13 protein-coding genes are annotated in these 17,683 nt (G+C 32.5%); all 13 read right to left on the reverse strand.

Annotated elements, in window-relative coordinates; all coding sequences use genetic code 11:
• Positions 1–52: 52 nt before the first annotated feature.
• Positions 53–532 carry a hypothetical protein gene (locus V6624_RS01215; protein ID WP_338840637.1) on the reverse strand — a complete coding sequence of 160 codons (480 nt, stop codon included), beginning with the start codon at positions 530–532 and terminating at the stop codon, positions 53–55.
• Between the two features lie 253 nt (positions 533–785).
• Positions 786–2,174: a DUF4173 domain-containing protein gene (locus V6624_RS01220; protein WP_338840638.1), complete on the reverse strand. Its 1,389-nt coding sequence runs from the start codon at positions 2,172–2,174 to the stop codon at positions 786–788.
• Positions 2,175–2,234: 60 nt separating this feature from the next.
• A complete protein-coding gene (locus V6624_RS01225) occupies positions 2,235–2,525 on the reverse strand; it encodes a winged helix-turn-helix domain-containing protein (protein ID WP_111285648.1) in 291 nt (96 codons plus the stop codon).
• 4 nt (positions 2,526–2,529) lie between these two features.
• A complete protein-coding gene (locus V6624_RS01230) occupies positions 2,530–3,144 on the reverse strand; it encodes a hypothetical protein (protein WP_111285646.1) in 615 nt (204 codons plus the stop codon).
• Between the two features lie 364 nt (positions 3,145–3,508).
• Positions 3,509–4,435 carry a magnesium transporter CorA family protein gene (locus V6624_RS01235; RefSeq protein WP_111285644.1) on the reverse strand — a complete coding sequence of 309 codons (927 nt, stop codon included), beginning with the start codon at positions 4,433–4,435 and terminating at the stop codon, positions 3,509–3,511.
• Positions 4,436–4,836: 401 nt separating this feature from the next.
• Positions 4,837–5,724 (reverse strand): bifunctional 5,10-methylenetetrahydrofolate dehydrogenase/5,10-methenyltetrahydrofolate cyclohydrolase, encoded by an 888-nt coding sequence (locus tag V6624_RS01240; protein WP_111285642.1) that lies wholly within the window; start codon positions 5,722–5,724, stop codon positions 4,837–4,839.
• Between the two features lie 126 nt (positions 5,725–5,850).
• Positions 5,851–7,215, reverse strand: a complete 1,365-nt coding sequence (ffh, locus tag V6624_RS01245) for a signal recognition particle protein (RefSeq protein WP_111285640.1) — start codon at positions 7,213–7,215, stop codon at positions 5,851–5,853.
• Positions 7,216–7,487: 272 nt separating this feature from the next.
• Complete coding sequence (locus V6624_RS01250; protein ID WP_111285638.1) at positions 7,488–9,170, reverse strand: MBOAT family O-acyltransferase; 1,683 nt, start codon at positions 9,168–9,170, stop codon at positions 7,488–7,490.
• Position 9,171: 1 nt separating this feature from the next.
• Positions 9,172–10,500 (reverse strand): GDSL-type esterase/lipase family protein, encoded by a 1,329-nt coding sequence (locus V6624_RS01255; protein ID WP_239455625.1) that lies wholly within the window; start codon positions 10,498–10,500, stop codon positions 9,172–9,174.
• Between the two features lie 89 nt (positions 10,501–10,589).
• On the reverse strand, positions 10,590–12,068 hold the full coding sequence (locus V6624_RS01260; RefSeq protein ID WP_338840639.1) for an SGNH/GDSL hydrolase family protein: 1,479 nt from the start codon (positions 12,066–12,068) through the stop codon (positions 10,590–10,592).
• 225 nt (positions 12,069–12,293) lie between these two features.
• Positions 12,294–13,865, reverse strand: coding sequence for a hypothetical protein (locus V6624_RS01265; RefSeq protein ID WP_111285631.1), 1,572 nt, complete (start codon positions 13,863–13,865; stop codon positions 12,294–12,296).
• Between the two features lie 152 nt (positions 13,866–14,017).
• A complete protein-coding gene (locus V6624_RS01270) occupies positions 14,018–15,430 on the reverse strand; it encodes an HmuY family protein (protein ID WP_111285629.1) in 1,413 nt (470 codons plus the stop codon).
• A gap of 12 nt (positions 15,431–15,442) precedes the next feature.
• Positions 15,443–17,593 (reverse strand): TonB-dependent receptor plug domain-containing protein, encoded by a 2,151-nt coding sequence (locus tag V6624_RS01275; protein ID WP_338840642.1) that lies wholly within the window; start codon positions 17,591–17,593, stop codon positions 15,443–15,445.
• Positions 17,594–17,683: the final 90 nt, after the last annotated feature.

The following is a 17,683-nucleotide window of genomic DNA, read 5'->3' on the forward strand; positions in this document are numbered from 1 at the left end:
AAATTCATAAGTGCTGTAAAATCGTATTACAGCACTTTTTTTGATTAAGTAATTAACCTGACTGTACATTGGTTACTGTTCCTCTAGAAGCAACAGGATCGACATCCCAAAGAAAAGTCTGTATTTGTTCAATATTTGAAAGTCCGCCGATAAAATTATCCGCATCTGCCGTAAAAATTATTTCATAGATCACTAAGTCTTCTGATAATTCTTCAGGCATATCATATACTATAAAAAATTGCAATTGAGGGTTTCCATCAAGATCAACAAAAGTGTTTTGAAATATACTATAATCTAACACTTCATTTATAACTTTTGTATGATCAACATAGACCACTGCATTTACAGAAAGAACATTTTTTTTTGCATCATAATAAGCTTCCACGTAAGGCGATAGAATCTCTACTGATTTCTTTTTTTTAAATCCGACACGACCAATAGCAGAGGCTTCTTCTGGAGGCGTTATATCTACTCCGGGGGGATCAATAAGCTGGATCTGCCTTTTGGGGGACTTTAAAGTAGTTTTTTCCATGATTTTATTTGTTTAAGGACATTAATAAAATTGTTTTTGGATAAAAATTGCTCTCAACCGATTGAAATCAATAAAAAAGCAATCATTTTTTTACAAATCAAATATATAAATATTTTCTTAATAACTAATTAATTCCTTTCGACAAATAACCTAAAAACCAGACAAATAACACATATATTGAATTATTCAAAAAAAAGCACAAAAAAATCTCATCATTTCTGATGAGATTTTAAAATATAAAGCTATTCTTAGTTTATTCTTTTTTGTCTATAAATTCATAGTACAAAGCTTTAGACAAAAAGTTTGCGTTTTGATAATTAGAAATCAATTCTTCTCTTACCGCTTCTGAATATTTCCCATCTAGATTATTTTTTTCAAAGTATTCACGACGTGCATCATCATTAAAATTCAATCCGCTTAAGAAAACAGGTTCGACTCCTTTATTAACTGAAATATTGTAGTTCGTTATAAGATTTCCCCAGTTCACATAACTGCACAAAAGTATTGTTGCATAGAAATACCAAATCATCTGATTGAAAAGGAAAGCGTTAGTTTTCTGTTTGCTTATTTTTTGAAATGAAATAACTAATCCGATAATGGCTAAAATTAGGAAAGCATATACTCCTAGCCTTTTATAAGTTAAACCATAAAAAGAAACATATTCTGAGTTTTTGATAATGGCACTTATAATCAAAACTACATTTAAAACTAACCAGACTTTTGCTAGTTTTTTTAGCGAAGAAGCTTCTTCATCAAAATTGAAACCTCCTTTAAAGTAAAACATAATTACTCCAACTGCCATTAAGATTGAAAAAATAACGGCATTTACGCGTTCATGCGTATCTGAACTTAGATTTGCTTTTTCTACAACCTCAAAAAACTGCTCATAATTGTAAGTTCCAATAAAAACTAAAAGCATAATATTTAAAAGAAACAGCGTGATTACACCACTTTTTCTTTCGAAGTCCAAATCTAAAAATGAAAAAGTACTTTGATTTTTTACTTCAGAAACATTCGTAAAATCATTACTCAATTTCGGATTGTATTCGTAACAAACATCTGGAACCCAATAATTCCAAAAGCTAAATGAAATATAAAATCCTAAAATGCACATTGCAATTAGTTGCGGCAGATTGATATCCAATTCATAATCTGTAAATAATGAAGAAAAATGATCACTTCCGAAAGAATAAACGATAAAAAACAATCCAAGAAAAATAACTGGAATAAGAACAAAAGCTACCAATTTTTTAGCAAAATCATTATGGATTTTTCGTTCTGGAAGCCATTGTTTAAAAATAAATACTCGCCCTAAAGAAGTAATTCCGTTTAAGAATATTAACGGAAAAACTTGTATCGTTTTCAGTTCTCCATCTTGTGTTTTGAATTGTAAAATTAGAATTGACAATGCCAAGGCAAAAAACGACGCCGCATCTCCATACCATGCAAAAGCGAAACAAGACAAAATAGAAGTCACTACTAGAACTAAATGTGATCGGTCTACAAACTTCTCCTGAAAGAAATAACTAATTAATAGCGTAAGCAAAACGCCAAAAATAGAAATATTGATTCCAACAGATTCGTTGTAAAAAAGCAGTATAAAAACCGCAGTACAGGCTAAAATAATTTGATGTTTTTTCATGATTGACAGATTTAAAAGTACTTTGTAATTCAAAGTTTTTAGGTAAAAAAATAGAGTTATTTATGATTTCATTAATTTTTCAAGGTACAATAAGTGTTCTTTAAAAGCTGCACGCCCCAAATCAGTTACTTGATAAGAGGTTTTTGGCTTTTTGCCTACGAATTCTTTTTTTACTTCAATATATCCAGCTTTTTCAAGCGCAGAGGAATGACTCGCTAAATTACCATCGGTGATATTCAAAAGCGTTTTCATCTCGGTAAAATCTACCCAGTCGTTAACCATCAGAATAGACATAATACCTAATCTGACACGGCTTTCAAAATCTTTATTTAGTTTATCAATAATTCCCATTGGGTTATTTGTATTTTTTGAACATCACTAATCCGTATGCGATATGTAGAATTCCGAATCCTAAAATCCAGAAAATCAAACCATATCCTATATAAAAAAGCGAAATACATCCTAAAATCAGTTCCGAAAAACCAAGATATTTTACATCAGAAAATGTATATTTTTCAGCATTTATAACAGCTAGTCCGTAAAAAATTAATGTTGACGGTGCCACTAAACCAAAGTGTCCATGATACATTAATGCCAGACAAAATATTCCGCCAGCTACAAGCGGTACCGCCAGATTGAACAGCATTTTTTTTGTTGCCGAAGTCCAAATTGGCAAATTGTATTTTCGGCTTTTTCTAACTGTAAAGAAAGTACCGAATAACAATGCAAAAACCATAATTGTAATTCCGATCCAGAATAATTCTGAAACCAGATTGGTAGAATATAATCTATGCTCATCTTTTAAATAATCCATTCCATTTGCTTTGAACAACTGGTAAACATAGATTCCGCCAATTAAAGCCGAAAGTCCAGCGAAGACTCCCGAAAGTCCGCTTAATGATATAAATCTTGAAGAGCGCTCCATCATGGAACGAATATGTGCTAAATCTTCTTGGTGCTTTTGATTCATAATTAAAGTACTTTGCGTTACAAAGTTATTATTTATTTTGAATTGGCAAATAAAAAAATCATTTTATTTTTAATATACCGCCCCTCTGGGGCTTAAATGGGTGTACTTACATGTTTCTACAAATATTTCATCCCTCTGGAATTCTGCAAACTTTTTAAAAACGAAACTTTCTTATGAAAATGATTGCGTGAGGGATAGAAGCTAGCTACCAAAGTAGCGCGGATAGCCCGACCGTACCGATATAAGAAGGCGTATATGCGCAAAGTATGTTTGCCTTCTTATATCGGTACGGTCACGCCCAAATTATAAAATGAAAAAGCCCATTCTTAACGAACAGGCTTTTCTTTTATTATGAGATTTTAAATTAGAACCATCTTCTGCGTTTGAATAAAAATACGCCGAAAGAGGATAGAATAATTGAAATTAAAAGTAGAATCCAGATTCCATATTTACTTTCTTCCAGGCCGTTTGGCACGTTCATTCCGTACAAACTGGCAATTAGTGTCGGGATCATTAAAATGATGGAAATAGAAGTCATCTGCTTCATAATATTGTTCATATTATTTGAGATTACAGATGCGTATGCGTCCATCATTCCGGTTAAGATGTTGTTGTAAATGTTTGCCGTATCTTGCGCCTGATTTAACTCGATTTCAACATCTTCCAGTAATTCTGGATCGTAATTGGCTTTGTGTGCTTTTAAGTTTTTGATTCTTTGAAATAAAACATCATTTGCTTTTAAAGAAGTGATGAAGAATACAAAACATTTTTCGATTTGAAGTAACGCCTGCAATTCTTCGTTTTTGATTGATTTCTCTAAATTATCTTCTGCCAGTTTTATTTTGTGATTGATTTGTTTTAGATATTTCAAATACCAAACGCTTGATGATAAAAGTAATCTTAGCACTAGGTTGAAATTATCTTCTATTTCGATGCTTTTGCGCTGTGAATAGGCAACAAAATCCTTTATAATTTCTGTTTTATAAAAACTGATGGTAACACATATATCATCTTTAAAAATGATTCCGAGCGGAACGGTATGAAAAGGAATTTTGACATCGCCGCTTTTTATGGGAATACGCATGATAATCAGCGTCCAGCCATCTTCGATTTCGATACGAGGTCTTTCGTCGATATCTTCAATATCATTATAAAAGGCTTCGGGAAGCTGAAGTTCTTCTAATAAGTAATTTTTATCTGATTCTGTTGGAGATTCGATATGAATCCAGCAATTTGAAGTCCATTTTTGGATTTCTACCAATCCGTTGTTGTTTGTGTAAAAGGCTTTCATTTCAAAATACAGGTTTTTAACGCAGCATTTTGAAATTTCAAAAGCTGCTTAATTTAATACTAACGAATAATAATAATCGTCCATTTGGAGAAGTGTGTTTTTTTAAGTGGTGCAAAAGTATCCTTTATTTTTAAGAACCGAAACTTTAAACTATTAATTATATATTAAAATGGAACTTTGAGAAGATTTTAAACACAGAGAGACATAGATATTCTAATTGTAGAAAAGGCGTTTCACTTTTTTTAAATAAACATAGTAGGAGTTCGAGTAAACTATGTGAAAGAAATTTGTTTCTCTTTTTGTATTCTTTTTTAAGAATTAAATTCTATGTTTCTATGTGTTAAAAAAATAAAAAAGCCTGCTCAATCGAACAGGCTTTATAAATATATTTTGACGCAATTTTATTTATTTCTTGCGCTTCTCATTTTTCTTGCTAAAAGTGTATTTTTAAGCAACATCGCAATTGTCATTGGTCCTACTCCACCTGGAACTGGTGTAATGAAAGATGCTTTTTTGCTTACTGCGTCAAAATCAACGTCACCTTTGATAACGTATCCTTTTGCGTTTGATGCATCTTCTACGCGTGTAATTCCAACATCAATAACAGTTACTCCTTCTTTTACCATATCGGCTTTTAAGAATTCTGGAACCCCTAAAGCTGTGATGATGATATCTGCATTTTTAGTGAATTCTGCTAAGTCTTTCGTACGGCTGTGCGTTAATGTAACTGTAGAATCACCTGGATTTCCTTTTCGGCTCATTAAAATACTCATTGGACGCCCAACGATGTGGCTTCTTCCAATAACTACTGTATGTTTTCCTGCAGTTTCTACTTTGTAACGTTCTAATAATTCCATAATTCCAAATGGCGTTGCTGGAATAAAACTTTCCATTTCAAGAGCCATTCTACCAAAGTTCGTTGGGTGGAATCCATCAACGTCTTTATCAGGATCGATAGCTAATAAGATTTTCTGCTCGTCGATATGTTTTGGTAAAGGCAACTGAACAATGTATCCATCAAGATTATCATCTTCGTTTAACTCTTTAATTTTAGCAAGCAATTCGTCTTCGGTAATCGTATCCGGCAGACTTACTAAAGTTGAATCGAAACCAATTTCTTGGCATGATTTTACTTTACTTCCTACGTAAGTTAAACTTGCTCCGTTATTTCCAACTAAAACAGCTGCTAAATGAGGCACTTTTCCTCCAGCTGCTTTTATTGATTGAACTTCGGCTGCAATTTCGTTTTTAATGTCGTTAGATGTTTTTTTACCGTCTAGTAGCTGCATTGTTTTGTTTCAAGTTTAAAGTTTCATGTTTCACGTTGTCTGTGAAACTTAATATTTATTGAATTAAAAAAGTTTCAAGTTTTGGTCTCTTAACTTGAAACCTTAAACTTGAAACTTTTTTTTATTTTATCTCGGCATTCCTCCTGGCATACCACCCGGCATCCCTTTCATACCTCCCATCATTTTCATCAGATTTTTTCCGCCTGGGCCTTGCATCATCTTCATCATCTTGCTCATTTGGTCAAACTGTTTCATCAGCTGATTTACTTGCTCGACTTTAGTTCCCGAACCTTTAGCGATTCTGGCTTTTCTTTTTACGTCGATAATGGCTGGTTTGCTTCTTTCTCCCGGTGTCATCGAATAAATAATCGCTTCGATATGTTTGAAGGCGTCGTCTTCGATTTCTACATCTTTCATGGCTTTTGAAGCACCTGGTATCATTCCAACCAAGTCTTTCATATTACCCATTTTCTTTACTTGTTGAATCTGCGTTAAGAAGTCGTCAAAACCGAATTCGTTTTTAGCAATTTTCTTTTGAAGTTTTCTTGCTTCTTCTTCGTCAAATTGCTCTTGAGCTCTTTCAACAAGAGACACAACGTCTCCCATTCCTAAGATACGCTCAGCCATACGTTCTGGATAGAAAACATCAATTGCTTCCATTTTTTCTCCAGTACCAACAAATTTAATTGGCTTGTTTACAATCGATTTGATTGAAAGCGCCGCTCCACCACGAGTATCACCATCTAATTTCGTTAAGATAACTCCATCAAAGTTTAAGATATCGTTGAAAGCTTTTGCTGTGTTTACAGCGTCTTGTCCTGTCATAGAGTCTACAACGAACAATGTTTCTTGTGGCTGAATTGCTTTGTGTACACGTGCAATTTCGTCCATCATTTCCTGATCTACTGCCAAACGTCCTGCCGTATCGACGATAACAACATTGAATCCGTTTGCTTTTGCATGTTTAATTGCATTTTGAGCAATTTCAACAGGATTTTTATTTTCTGGTTCTGAGTAAACCTCAACACCTATTTGATCTCCAACAACATGCAACTGATTAATCGCCGCTGGACGGTAGATATCACACGCTACAAGAAGTGGTTTCTTGTTTTTCTTTGTTTTTAAGAAGTTAGCTAATTTTCCAGAGAAAGTCGTTTTACCAGAACCTTGAAGTCCTGACATCAAAATAACTGTTGGATTTCCTGAAAGGTTCACACCAGCAACATCTCCACCCATTAATTCGGTAAGTTCGTCTTTTACTAACTTAACCAATAATTGTCCTGGCTGCAATGTTGTTAATACATCTTGACCAATTGCTTTATCTTTTACTCTGGCAGTAAAATCTTTCGCAATTTTAAAGTTAACATCGGCATCAAGTAAGGCACGACGAACTTCTTTTAAGGTATCGGCAACGTTTACTTCTGTAATTTTACCGTGTCCTTTTAATATATGGAACGCTTTATCTAACTTATCACTTAAATTATCAAACATATCATTTTCTTTATTTGAAGTGCAAAGATAATCTAATTAGATATTTCAGGCAATTTTTATTTAAGTGCAATTGCGTTTGAATTTTACCGCAAAGGACACAAAGATTTACGCAAAGTTCCCTAAGTTTTTTTGCTCGCAAAGTCGCAAGGTCGCAAAGTTTTCTTTCACGCAGATTTAAAAAAGATTTAATCATTTTAATCTGTGGCAAAAGAAAAAGGCGCAAGAAGAAAAACCTCTGCACCTTTGTTACTTTGTCTCTTTGAACCTTTATTTTAGAATTGAAAGTAAATGAATGGTTGTGAACCTGCAACAGCTGTTGCATAAACAATCCAGTAAACAAATCCTAAGATTATTGCTTTTACCAATATCGGAGTTTTGTCGAAAACCGATTTCATCCCGTTGGTGAAAGTTTCTGGTAAGAAATGCCAAACGTAACCGAATAACATTAATCCGAAAACATTTTTGTAACCTAATACAATCGTTTTCCAAAGTTCTGGTTCGAATGTTAATTGTCCAATATTATTGATTACCTGTAAAGCTGTTTCGAAATCTCTTGCGCGGAAAAAGATCCAACAGAAAACCACAAAATGGAATGTGATTAAGATTGAGAAAAATCTCCACAAGAAATTTGGACTCTTATCTTTTTTAGAAGGAAAGAATTCCATGAATATTTTATGAACTGCCAAAGCTAATCCGTGAAGTGCTCCCCAAACTATAAATTGTGCTCCTGCTCCGTGCCACAAACCTCCTAAAAGCATTGTCGTAAACAAGTTAAAATTGGTTACTAAAGTCTGTTTTCTTTTGCTTGAAAGTAAAAATGATAAACAGAAAACTAGAATACTGGCTAACGCCACAATCAAAGGAATTATACTTGTCGTATAATTTGCCATTCCCCAAAGCAATAATCCAAAAAAGAATAAACTTGGGAATAAATATCCAGCGAAAGAACCTTCACGATTTCCTCCAATCGAAATGTATAAAAAGTCTTTTAACCAAGTCGAAAGTGAAATATGCCATCTTCTCCAGAAATCGGTAATCGAAGTTGATTTATAAGGCGTTCTAAAGTTGGTTGGCAATTTAAATCCAAGCAACAATGCAATACCAATTGCCATATCTGAATATCCAGAGAAATCGCAATAAATCTGAATTGCATATCCGTAAGAAGCCATCAAGTTTTCAAAAGAAGTATAGCTCAATGGTGTATCAAAAACACGGTCTACAAAGTTTACCGAAATGTAATTTGAGATTACTGTTTTCTTGATTAAACCTCCAATAATCAAAAACAAAGCATTGTTTACATCTTGTCTTGTTAGATTTAATTTTTGATAAATCTGAGGCAAAAAATCTTTCGCGCGAACAATTGGTCCAGCGACTAACTGCGGGAAAAACGAAACGAAGAATAAATATTCTATGTAGTTTTTTGTTGGTTTAATTTCTTCTCTGTAAATCTCAATAATATAACTCATCGACTGGAAAGTATAGAAAGAAATTCCAACAGGAAGAAAAACATTATGAAGTGCAAAATTACCCTGAAACATATCATTGTAAGTTACAATCAAAAAGTTCATATATTTGAAATAGCCCAAAAGTGCCAAATTCAAAATAACACTAATCACCAAGTATAATTTCTTAACTCCGTCTCTGCTTTCTCTATAAATAATCTGGCTCAAGCCATAATCTACAACAGACGAAAGCAATAAAAGCAGAAAGTAAATTCCGCTAGATTTATAATAAAAGAATAATGAGAAGAGAATAACATACGTTAATCTCAAATAAAATGTTTTGCGTAAAAAACCATACACAAAATAGAAAACCAGAAATAAACCTAAGAATAAACCGGTGTTGAATAAAAGTTTTTCGTCGGGATTGTAAACAAACCAACTCTTAACTTGTTCTATTGTAATTGCACCAAAGTTTTGAATGAACCAATTATTAATGCTATCTATTGTTGTCAACTTATTTCTTTAATTTAAAATTATCGTATGTTCTTAAAAACGCCTGAGTAAACAAATTCCCTTGTTTCTCGTATCCTTTTTTTGAATAATGAACCCAATCTGGCCCAATTAATCCTTGTACTTTTAATTGTTTAATGCCACTCATTCCGCCAAACTCATCGTACAAATCCCAAACTGCAAAACCATCTTTTTGAGCTGTCTCAATAATTTCTCTTGCATAATCGTTGATATAATTATTCGGTTTTCTTCTTAGCAGCGATGGCGGCGGCGTCATCACAATTATTGGAGCATTTATATTCTGTGCTTTAATATTGCTGATAAACTCTCTTAATTCTTTGATATAATTTCCAGCATCTAAGTGATCGTAACTTTCATTTGTCCCTAACGAAAAAATAAGCAAATCTGGATGCAACGATTTTAATTGTTCAAAGAATAACGGATATTTATTGTAATCTGAATATTTGGCTCCATTTACTCCAATTCCGCTATAAATAATTCCAGAAGCATCTTTTTCTAAAACAATTCCGTTTAATTCATAATCCTTAGCTTCTTTATTCGGAATCAAGAAAATTCGGCTTAGAGCATTTTCTGAATTATAATAATGTGAATAAGAATCTGATTCTATTGCCAACGGAACAAACTCTGACATAGAAATGGTCTTTTGTTTTGTTTCCTTTGTAGCAATTTTTAACGTTCTTCCCGCACGAATATTATTTGACTTTAAATGATTGTCTCTTTTAATATCTGCAATCGAAACGTCGTATTTGTCTGCAATAGTTCCAAGTACCTCGCCTTTTTTGATTTTATGTGTAATAACTTTTGGCTCTGTCGTCTGAATGGAATTAATTTTAGACGAAATTGCCAAATCGAACATATTTTGGTTCTGAGGCGTAATAATTTTTATGGTATTGAATTTATAGGCGGGATCTTTTACATTCATTTCCATTACAAATCCACCAGTATCTCTCCAAAGTCCAATTCCGCATAATCCAATTGGGTTATTCTTTACTGGATAAATATTTCGATAACTTTCCCAAGTTCTGTTCGATCTAAATCGTTCATTGTAAGATCCGTTTGTTTTGGCCAATTGATAAGGAAATACTAGACCTCTTCCTCCATTTCCAAATTTCTGCTGCAGATTTTTTCTGATTTCATTAGTCATCAAATCGCCTTGAATATGCGAATCGCCAATATGCACAATATTTATTTTTTGATTTTTATTACTTTCATTTTCCTCTAATTTCTTAAAGAAATCTTCTAATACTTTCGCATTATAAATCTGACCATCAGAAGGAACATCAATTTTTGCGGTATCCACTTTTTGAATCATACTTTTAGGTATTGGATGTAGGTCTGTTTTCGGAGTTTTTTCATTTGTTGCAAAAAAAAGACAACAAAAGAAAACAATGAGTTTATTTATCATAAGCTGTCTGTTGTTACTGAAACGGAATCAGGTTTGGCTCTTCTTACTGGTTTTGGTTTAGTTCCTTCAGCATCTCTTTTTTCTCGGAGTTTTTTATACTCTTCGTATCCTTTGTTTAATTGTCCATACAGCAAATTACCAATTGCTTTTGCTCCACGTTGGTTAAAATGCGTATAATCTTTATTGGCTTTCGCCGGAGTTTCATCAACCCATTTAATCATTGAACCGTCACCTCCCATTAAAGTGTATAAGTTTACAAATCCTGCTTGTGTTTCAAGTGCATAGTGTTTTTGCGCTTTCATTAAAGGAACTACGGCAGAATCGGTTTTCATTTCCATATCATATTTTGTCGATTTATCTGCTGTAGAAACAATCAAAATTGAAACTCCTGGAAAAGATTCTTTTATTTTGTTAACGGTTTTGGTCATTCCTTTTTCATACCAAGAATAATTTTTGGTTCCGTAATTTAAAACGTTTGTTCCGTAATGAAGGATAATTAAATCGTATTTCAAACTATTATTAAAAGCTCTCATTACGTCAGCATTAAACATTGAAATCGGAAGTCCTGAATTTCCTCTTTGCGAAAAGTTATCTACGTGAACTCCCGCGCCATTATCAAAATTAAATCCGTAAATCGGAATAGAATCTGCTTGTACAAAATTTGCTTTGAAAGCTTTCAAGCTTCCAGATGAAACTTTTAATGTATTCACTAAATTATTTGGCGAAAGACTTTTCTTGATGGTATCTTTTCCAATAATAAAATTCACTTTTCCAGTTTTAGCTGAATACCCATAAAATAAGGTTGCATTATCTAAAGAAGTAGAAAATTTGTTAAGACCTGCTTCGTATTGAACCCAAGTCGAATTGGATTTATCATTTGCAAAAAACACATGACCATTCACACCAAAAGGGCTTGTTGGTCTTTTTACATTTAAGTAGGATTGTGTTTTCCAGTTTTTAGAATAAGTTGATTTGACAGAACCTCTTGAAGCTGCAGATTCTGAAGTAATAGAAACAAAACCTACTCCATTTCCTCCAAAACGTTCCTGATAATTGGTACGAACATCCTGAACGATTAAATCACCATCTGTCATCGAATCTCCATAATAAGCGATTCTAACTTTGTTCTGTGGATTTTTTTCTAGCTGATACAATTTCTCATAAAAAGAAATCAGATATTGATATCCTTTATAATCTTCAAATGTTTCTGCAGGAAATTCGATTCCTTCAGTTTCATCAAAAACAATTTTCTGCTGATTCAGCTTTCTTTCGCTCTCAGCAATACTATCATCATCCAACGAAAGAGAATCTTGGGCAACAGACTCTAAAAGCAAACTGTCAATTAATATGTTTTTAGAATCTAATTTACTGTCCGAAAATATTTTATCTGGAAGGATTTGTTTGAATCCAATAAAAGCAACCAATGCCAAAGCAACGATCGAAAAAGACTGAAAAAAATAAGATTTTGTATTCACTTAATAATTATAAAAATATGAAGAACTGCATTCAAAAATTAAACCAATTAAATAATTGTTAACTTATTGCAGAAAAATTTTGTGCAAAGATAGAATAACATTTTGTTTCTAATTCAATTTAACAAGAAAGTAGAACAAAAAAAAGAGGTTAGATAAATCTAACCTCTAAATCAAAAAAAAAATAAAAAAAACAAAGCTAGTGATTAACTAAATTTTTGATTCCGTTTAATTGAATATAACTTTTCCAGATTTTAATTCTTTATTGTCAGAAAGTATCTTATAAAAATAAAGCCCTTTTTGATAGTTTGCTGGAATTTTCCAATTTACTACCTGGTTTGGTGTTACTTTTCCTTTATAAACTGATTTTTCGTTTCCTAATTTTTCTGAGTACAATACGATTTCAAGCTCTTTATCTGCAGAAAAATTTGTTGCAAAATTTATAGATTCAGATGTTGGGTTTGGATAAACTGTTAGATCTTCAGCATTTATTCCTTTTGAAGTAATTTTATTTGCCTTTGTAGAAGGAAGAGTTAGTACATTGCTTAAGGAAGGTCTATTTCTAGATTTTACAGTTCTGGTAACAGTCATACCCTGATAAACATTTATAGGCAGATTTGCATTATATACCCAAGAAGGAAGCACCAAATGTTGACCAACCTCTCCAGGAAATTCAAACGTTCCTATTTCTGCACTTGTATACTGCCAAGAATATTCATACACTCCATCTCCTCCAGCCGGTAAACTACCTGTTATAGTAGATCCGTTTATAGTAATTATATTATTTACTGTCTCTGGAAGAGGTTGAATTATTAATTCATTACTTGAAACAACTCTATTTCTAGATTTCACAAATCTAGTAACAACTACACCTTCATAAACATTAATTGGTAAATTCGGATTGTAAATCCATGATGGAAGTTTTAAATTTTTTCCTTCCTCTCCAGTAAACTCAAATGTTCCAATTTCTTCACTCGTATACTTCCAAGAGTATTCATATGTTCCATTTCCTCCCGTAGGAGTGCTTCCTTGTATTTCTGACCCTAATAAACTAATTGTGTTATTTTGGATTGATACTGACAAGACACTATTTACCTGTATATCAACCACATTACTTATACTTCCATTACTAGCATGTCTACGATATTGTGTATAATTAGCCACAAAGTTATCTTTAAAGCTTAGACCATTATTAATTTCGGGTCTATAATCCTTATTTGTAGCTCCGGCAATAATTTTAAAACCCTGCCCATCATAGTTGTACCTATACCATTGATAGGTTACATTGCTTCCCATATCACTTCCTATTAGTGGCTGTATAGTATTATCTTCATAGATATATTGAGGATTGGTATTTGTTATTACATTTGAATTTGTTGGATTTGTTGGATTTGTTGGATTTGTAGTGGATGATCCCTTATAATTAACAGTAATTTTTATCATCTTACTTTCTTCTTGAAAACAACTTCCATTTGTTGAAAACTTATAAACGATCTGGGTATCCGTGGTCACCGTCTTTTTAAACTTAAACTTCAGAGTCGTTGTTTGACCTGGAGTTAATGAGTGTCCATTTGTTGCTTCATAAGAAATATAACCATCCGGATTACCACATAAAAAAAAAGTATTAAGAACAACTGGGATACCACTGCTTCCAAAACAGCTAACAACTATATCTGATGTACCTTCAACACCTGAGTTAAGATTTAGAGTAGTATTTAAAGAACTATATGATACTGAATTCTGAGCAATTCCAAAAATTCCAAAAAAAAGAAAAGTCAACAATAGTAATTTTGCTTTCATAATAATTTATTTATTAGATTTTTTTTTCAAAAAAGTTCAAGAGAAAAACTATATTACATTTAAACATTAGTTTCTTCTACAAAAAATAATTTTAGTTAAATGACAAAAAAAACCTCGAATAAATAAATTATTCGAGGTTGCTAAAAATTATTTTATTTCAAAATAGCATACTGGAATGATGGATGTCCTCTTTCTAAATCTGCTTTTGCTCCACCTGTAAATTTCATTTTATATACATTTCCTGCTGGATCTTTTACAACAAAGAATCTATCAGTTTTTAAAACAAACTGAGTTACAATAGTACCATTTACACTCGCAGAAGTAGCTCTCCAATTTGAACCAATATTTCTTTGATCGGCAGTAAAATTAGCAGTTTCAACATTAGCCAATGTAAAGTTCTCATATGTAGTTGTCTCAGTTATCAAAACCTGATAAGCTTGCGCTCCTCCTTTTACATTATTTACTACATAATCTGGGTAGAAATATGGTACTGTAGATCCTGCATAAGGAATTACATTAGTAAAGGTTGTAAAATTAAGATCCCATTGTGCTTTCTGTGGTTCAACACTAACCGTTTTATTATCAAGTAAGCTAAAGAAAGTAAAGTTATAAGCAGAATTTTTAGAAACAACAACTTCTTGGTGTGTTGTAGCATCAATATTAGCATATTGAATTTTATAGTCATTTCCACTTTTTAAAACTCTAATTTTTTTCCATCCTCTTGTTTCTCCTGCGACTGCACCTTCTTTTCCTAAGACTGGAGCTACATCTGCTGGCTTGTTTCCTAAATAAACCAAATAAACCTTATTTTCAGAATCAGTTGCAGATACTTCAGCAATTGCTGTTTTTGTAATATCACCTGCTGAATCATCAACCTGAGAAGAAAATCCAGTCCCTTGAGAAATAATCATCGTCTCATCAGCTACTTGAACCTCATCAATATTACTTGTTTCAAGTTTTTTTGCAGCCATTTTAACTGAGCTGTTTAACACTACTCTAAAATCTGAACCAGAATAAAATCCTAGATCCCAAGAATTACGTAAAACAGAAGTCATTTTTCCACTACTCAAATCAATATAAATTTGGTTTGGTTCCATTGGCCCACCAACTTCTGGAGACAAAGACGTTCCTAAAGAAGCTGTTTCGTTAAAATTTACTTGAATTGATTTGTTTTCAGAAATTACAGCATTAATAGTTGCGCTGCTAATAGTGAAAACGACATTTTTTACTTCGCCTTCTATAGCCTCTTTTAATTTCTTAAAAGTAAATGTTACCGAAGACACATTTTTTTCGAAAGGAACTATTACTTTACCTGCAGCGATTGCTGGTGTTGTACTGTAGTCTGTACCATTTACAACTGCAGTTTCAGTGTAAGACAGAGTTAAAGACCCTGCAGATGCTGTTGGAGAAGCAAATTTAATTTCGATTGGAGTTGTTTCAGCAGATAAATTTACTGAAGTTGCTGCAAAAGCAACTACATTAGCCTGCGCTACTTCATCATCACTATTACAAGCTCCAAGAGCAAGCAGTACAAAAGATAATATTAAAATAAAGTTTTTTTTCATAGTATTGATTTATTAATTAAAATTTAGATTATATGTTAGTTTGAGAAAATAAGAGCGTCCGTAAGCAAGCATTAATTCTGAACTTCCAGAACCATGAACTCCTCCACTTGAACCGCCGTTACCCTGAATAATTTGAACAGAAGTAATATTGAATAAATTGCGGGCTCCAACTGTAACTTCTAATTTATTATTGAAGAATGTTTTACGGGCAGAAGCATCCATCCAACTATAAGGTTTAATTTCATTCAAATAAAATTTCGCTTTGCCATTTTCGTCTGTCCCAGCAGCAAATTGCTGTTGCTGTCCGTTATATTTATAATAAAGAGCTAACAAAGTATTCCATTTTGGAATATTATAAGAAACACTAGAGTTCAACTGTAAGGAATATAAAAATTTATCATCAGAACTAATACCTAACTGAGCCAGATCCAGCTTTTGCGAAATACCAACAAGTGCAGCCCCAACTTTTACATTCCAGTTTTTATACGCATATTGTTCTGTGGTTGAAATATTCCACATTTTGTACTTATTGATATTTATATATTGATACTTTCCTGGAAGCTCAACTAAGACCATATCAATTCTGTCATTAACATCTAAAAAAGTTACAGCAAGATTGTTTGCTATTTGAGCTCCTGAATCAAAGCGGCAGGTTCTTTTAAAACTAGCTTCGTATGAAGTGCTATTTTCTGGAACCAAATTAGGATTACCTTGTACGTTATGATTAGAATCTACAAAATAGGTATATAGTTCGTCAAAATTTGGTGTGCGATATGACTTTCCAAGAGAAACTCTGGCTTCTAATCCTTTTTTGAAAAGATATCTCAGTCCTAACGAACTCGCATATTGGTTTTCAAAAGCAGACTGAAACGAATATCGAAGTCCTGGGCGAATAGAGAATTTATCTGTCAAACTAATCTCTGCAACTGTAAAAATATCGTAATTTTCTAATCTCTTTCTGACATCTTTAGACTGAAGCTGATTATCTAAAAATGTTCCTGCAGCACTACTATAAAACCCATTTTCGTTCGTAATCTCATAACCAAGCTGAAAATCGACTTTTTTATTATTAAAAAAATTGCTTAACGCTCCTGTTGAATAAAAAACTTCCTTAGACTGATATGTAAATCTATTATTATTAGATTCTTGCTCAGTCTCCATTTGGTAATCAAACAATTCGGCATCTCGTTCTTGTTTTTGATGTGAAACAGAAACATTGTAATTCAATTTGGAAAAGATCTTTCCGTTTGCATTTAAATGATGGTAAAACCTATTTGTAATGTATCTTTTGTCTCTTGTAAAGTAAGTTTCCGGAAACGGATAATTATCTTGAGGAACCAATATTGGACTATAATAATCTACATTTTCTCCATAGTAATCGAATTTGTAGAAAATTTTAAAACTGTTTTTCTGGTATCCAAGCATTGCATTTCCAACCCATTGTTCTTTTGGTAACCAACTGTACCCTCTCAAACCATCAGTTGCATAATGATCTTTTCCTTTCATGTTATCATAAAAACCTTCAAAATTATTATGATTTCCCCCTACATTCACAAACCAATTATCGTTAAAATTATGACCTATTTTTGCTGATTGAATATGACGTCCTTTATCAGAAAATGAATATTCATTTCCTACTGTTTCTTCCTGAACAGTTGCACTAATATCCCATTTATGAGTCCCACCTTTTTTAGTGATAATGTTCAATATACCTGTAACAGCGTTTGCACCATGAGTTACTCCCATAGAACCTTCTATAATCTCTATACGCTCCACGTCATCAAGATTCACCTGCGTTAGATCTACATTTGTCCCCATTCCAGTATCACTTACTAATGGTATATTATCAACTAAAATTTTAAAATACTGCGAATCCAATCCAAACATTGAAACTGTCGAACGACCATCACTTCCACTATTTTGTATTGTAATGTTTAAGTATTGGTTTAAAACATCAGCAAGATTGTTTGCCGCTAGCTGTTTAATATCTTCTTTTGAAATTACTCGAACATTAAAGACTGATTTTTTTATAGATTGTGGTTCTAATTGACCCGTCACAACAACTTCTGATAATTTTTCATGCGCTATAATAGTATCTTTTTGCTGTGAAAAAGAATATGTACAATACAGTAAAGTAATAAAAAGAGTAATTTTAATTTTCATTATTTTTATTCAGTCTTAATAATCGATGCAAATATATAACTATTTTTAATTGTTCTAAATAAAATTTATATATTTGCGAAAAATTTTAAA

Origin of the sequence: Flavobacterium ginsenosidimutans, assembly GCF_037478105.1 — a bacterium.
GTDB lineage: Bacteria > Bacteroidota > Bacteroidia > Flavobacteriales > Flavobacteriaceae > Flavobacterium > Flavobacterium ginsenosidimutans.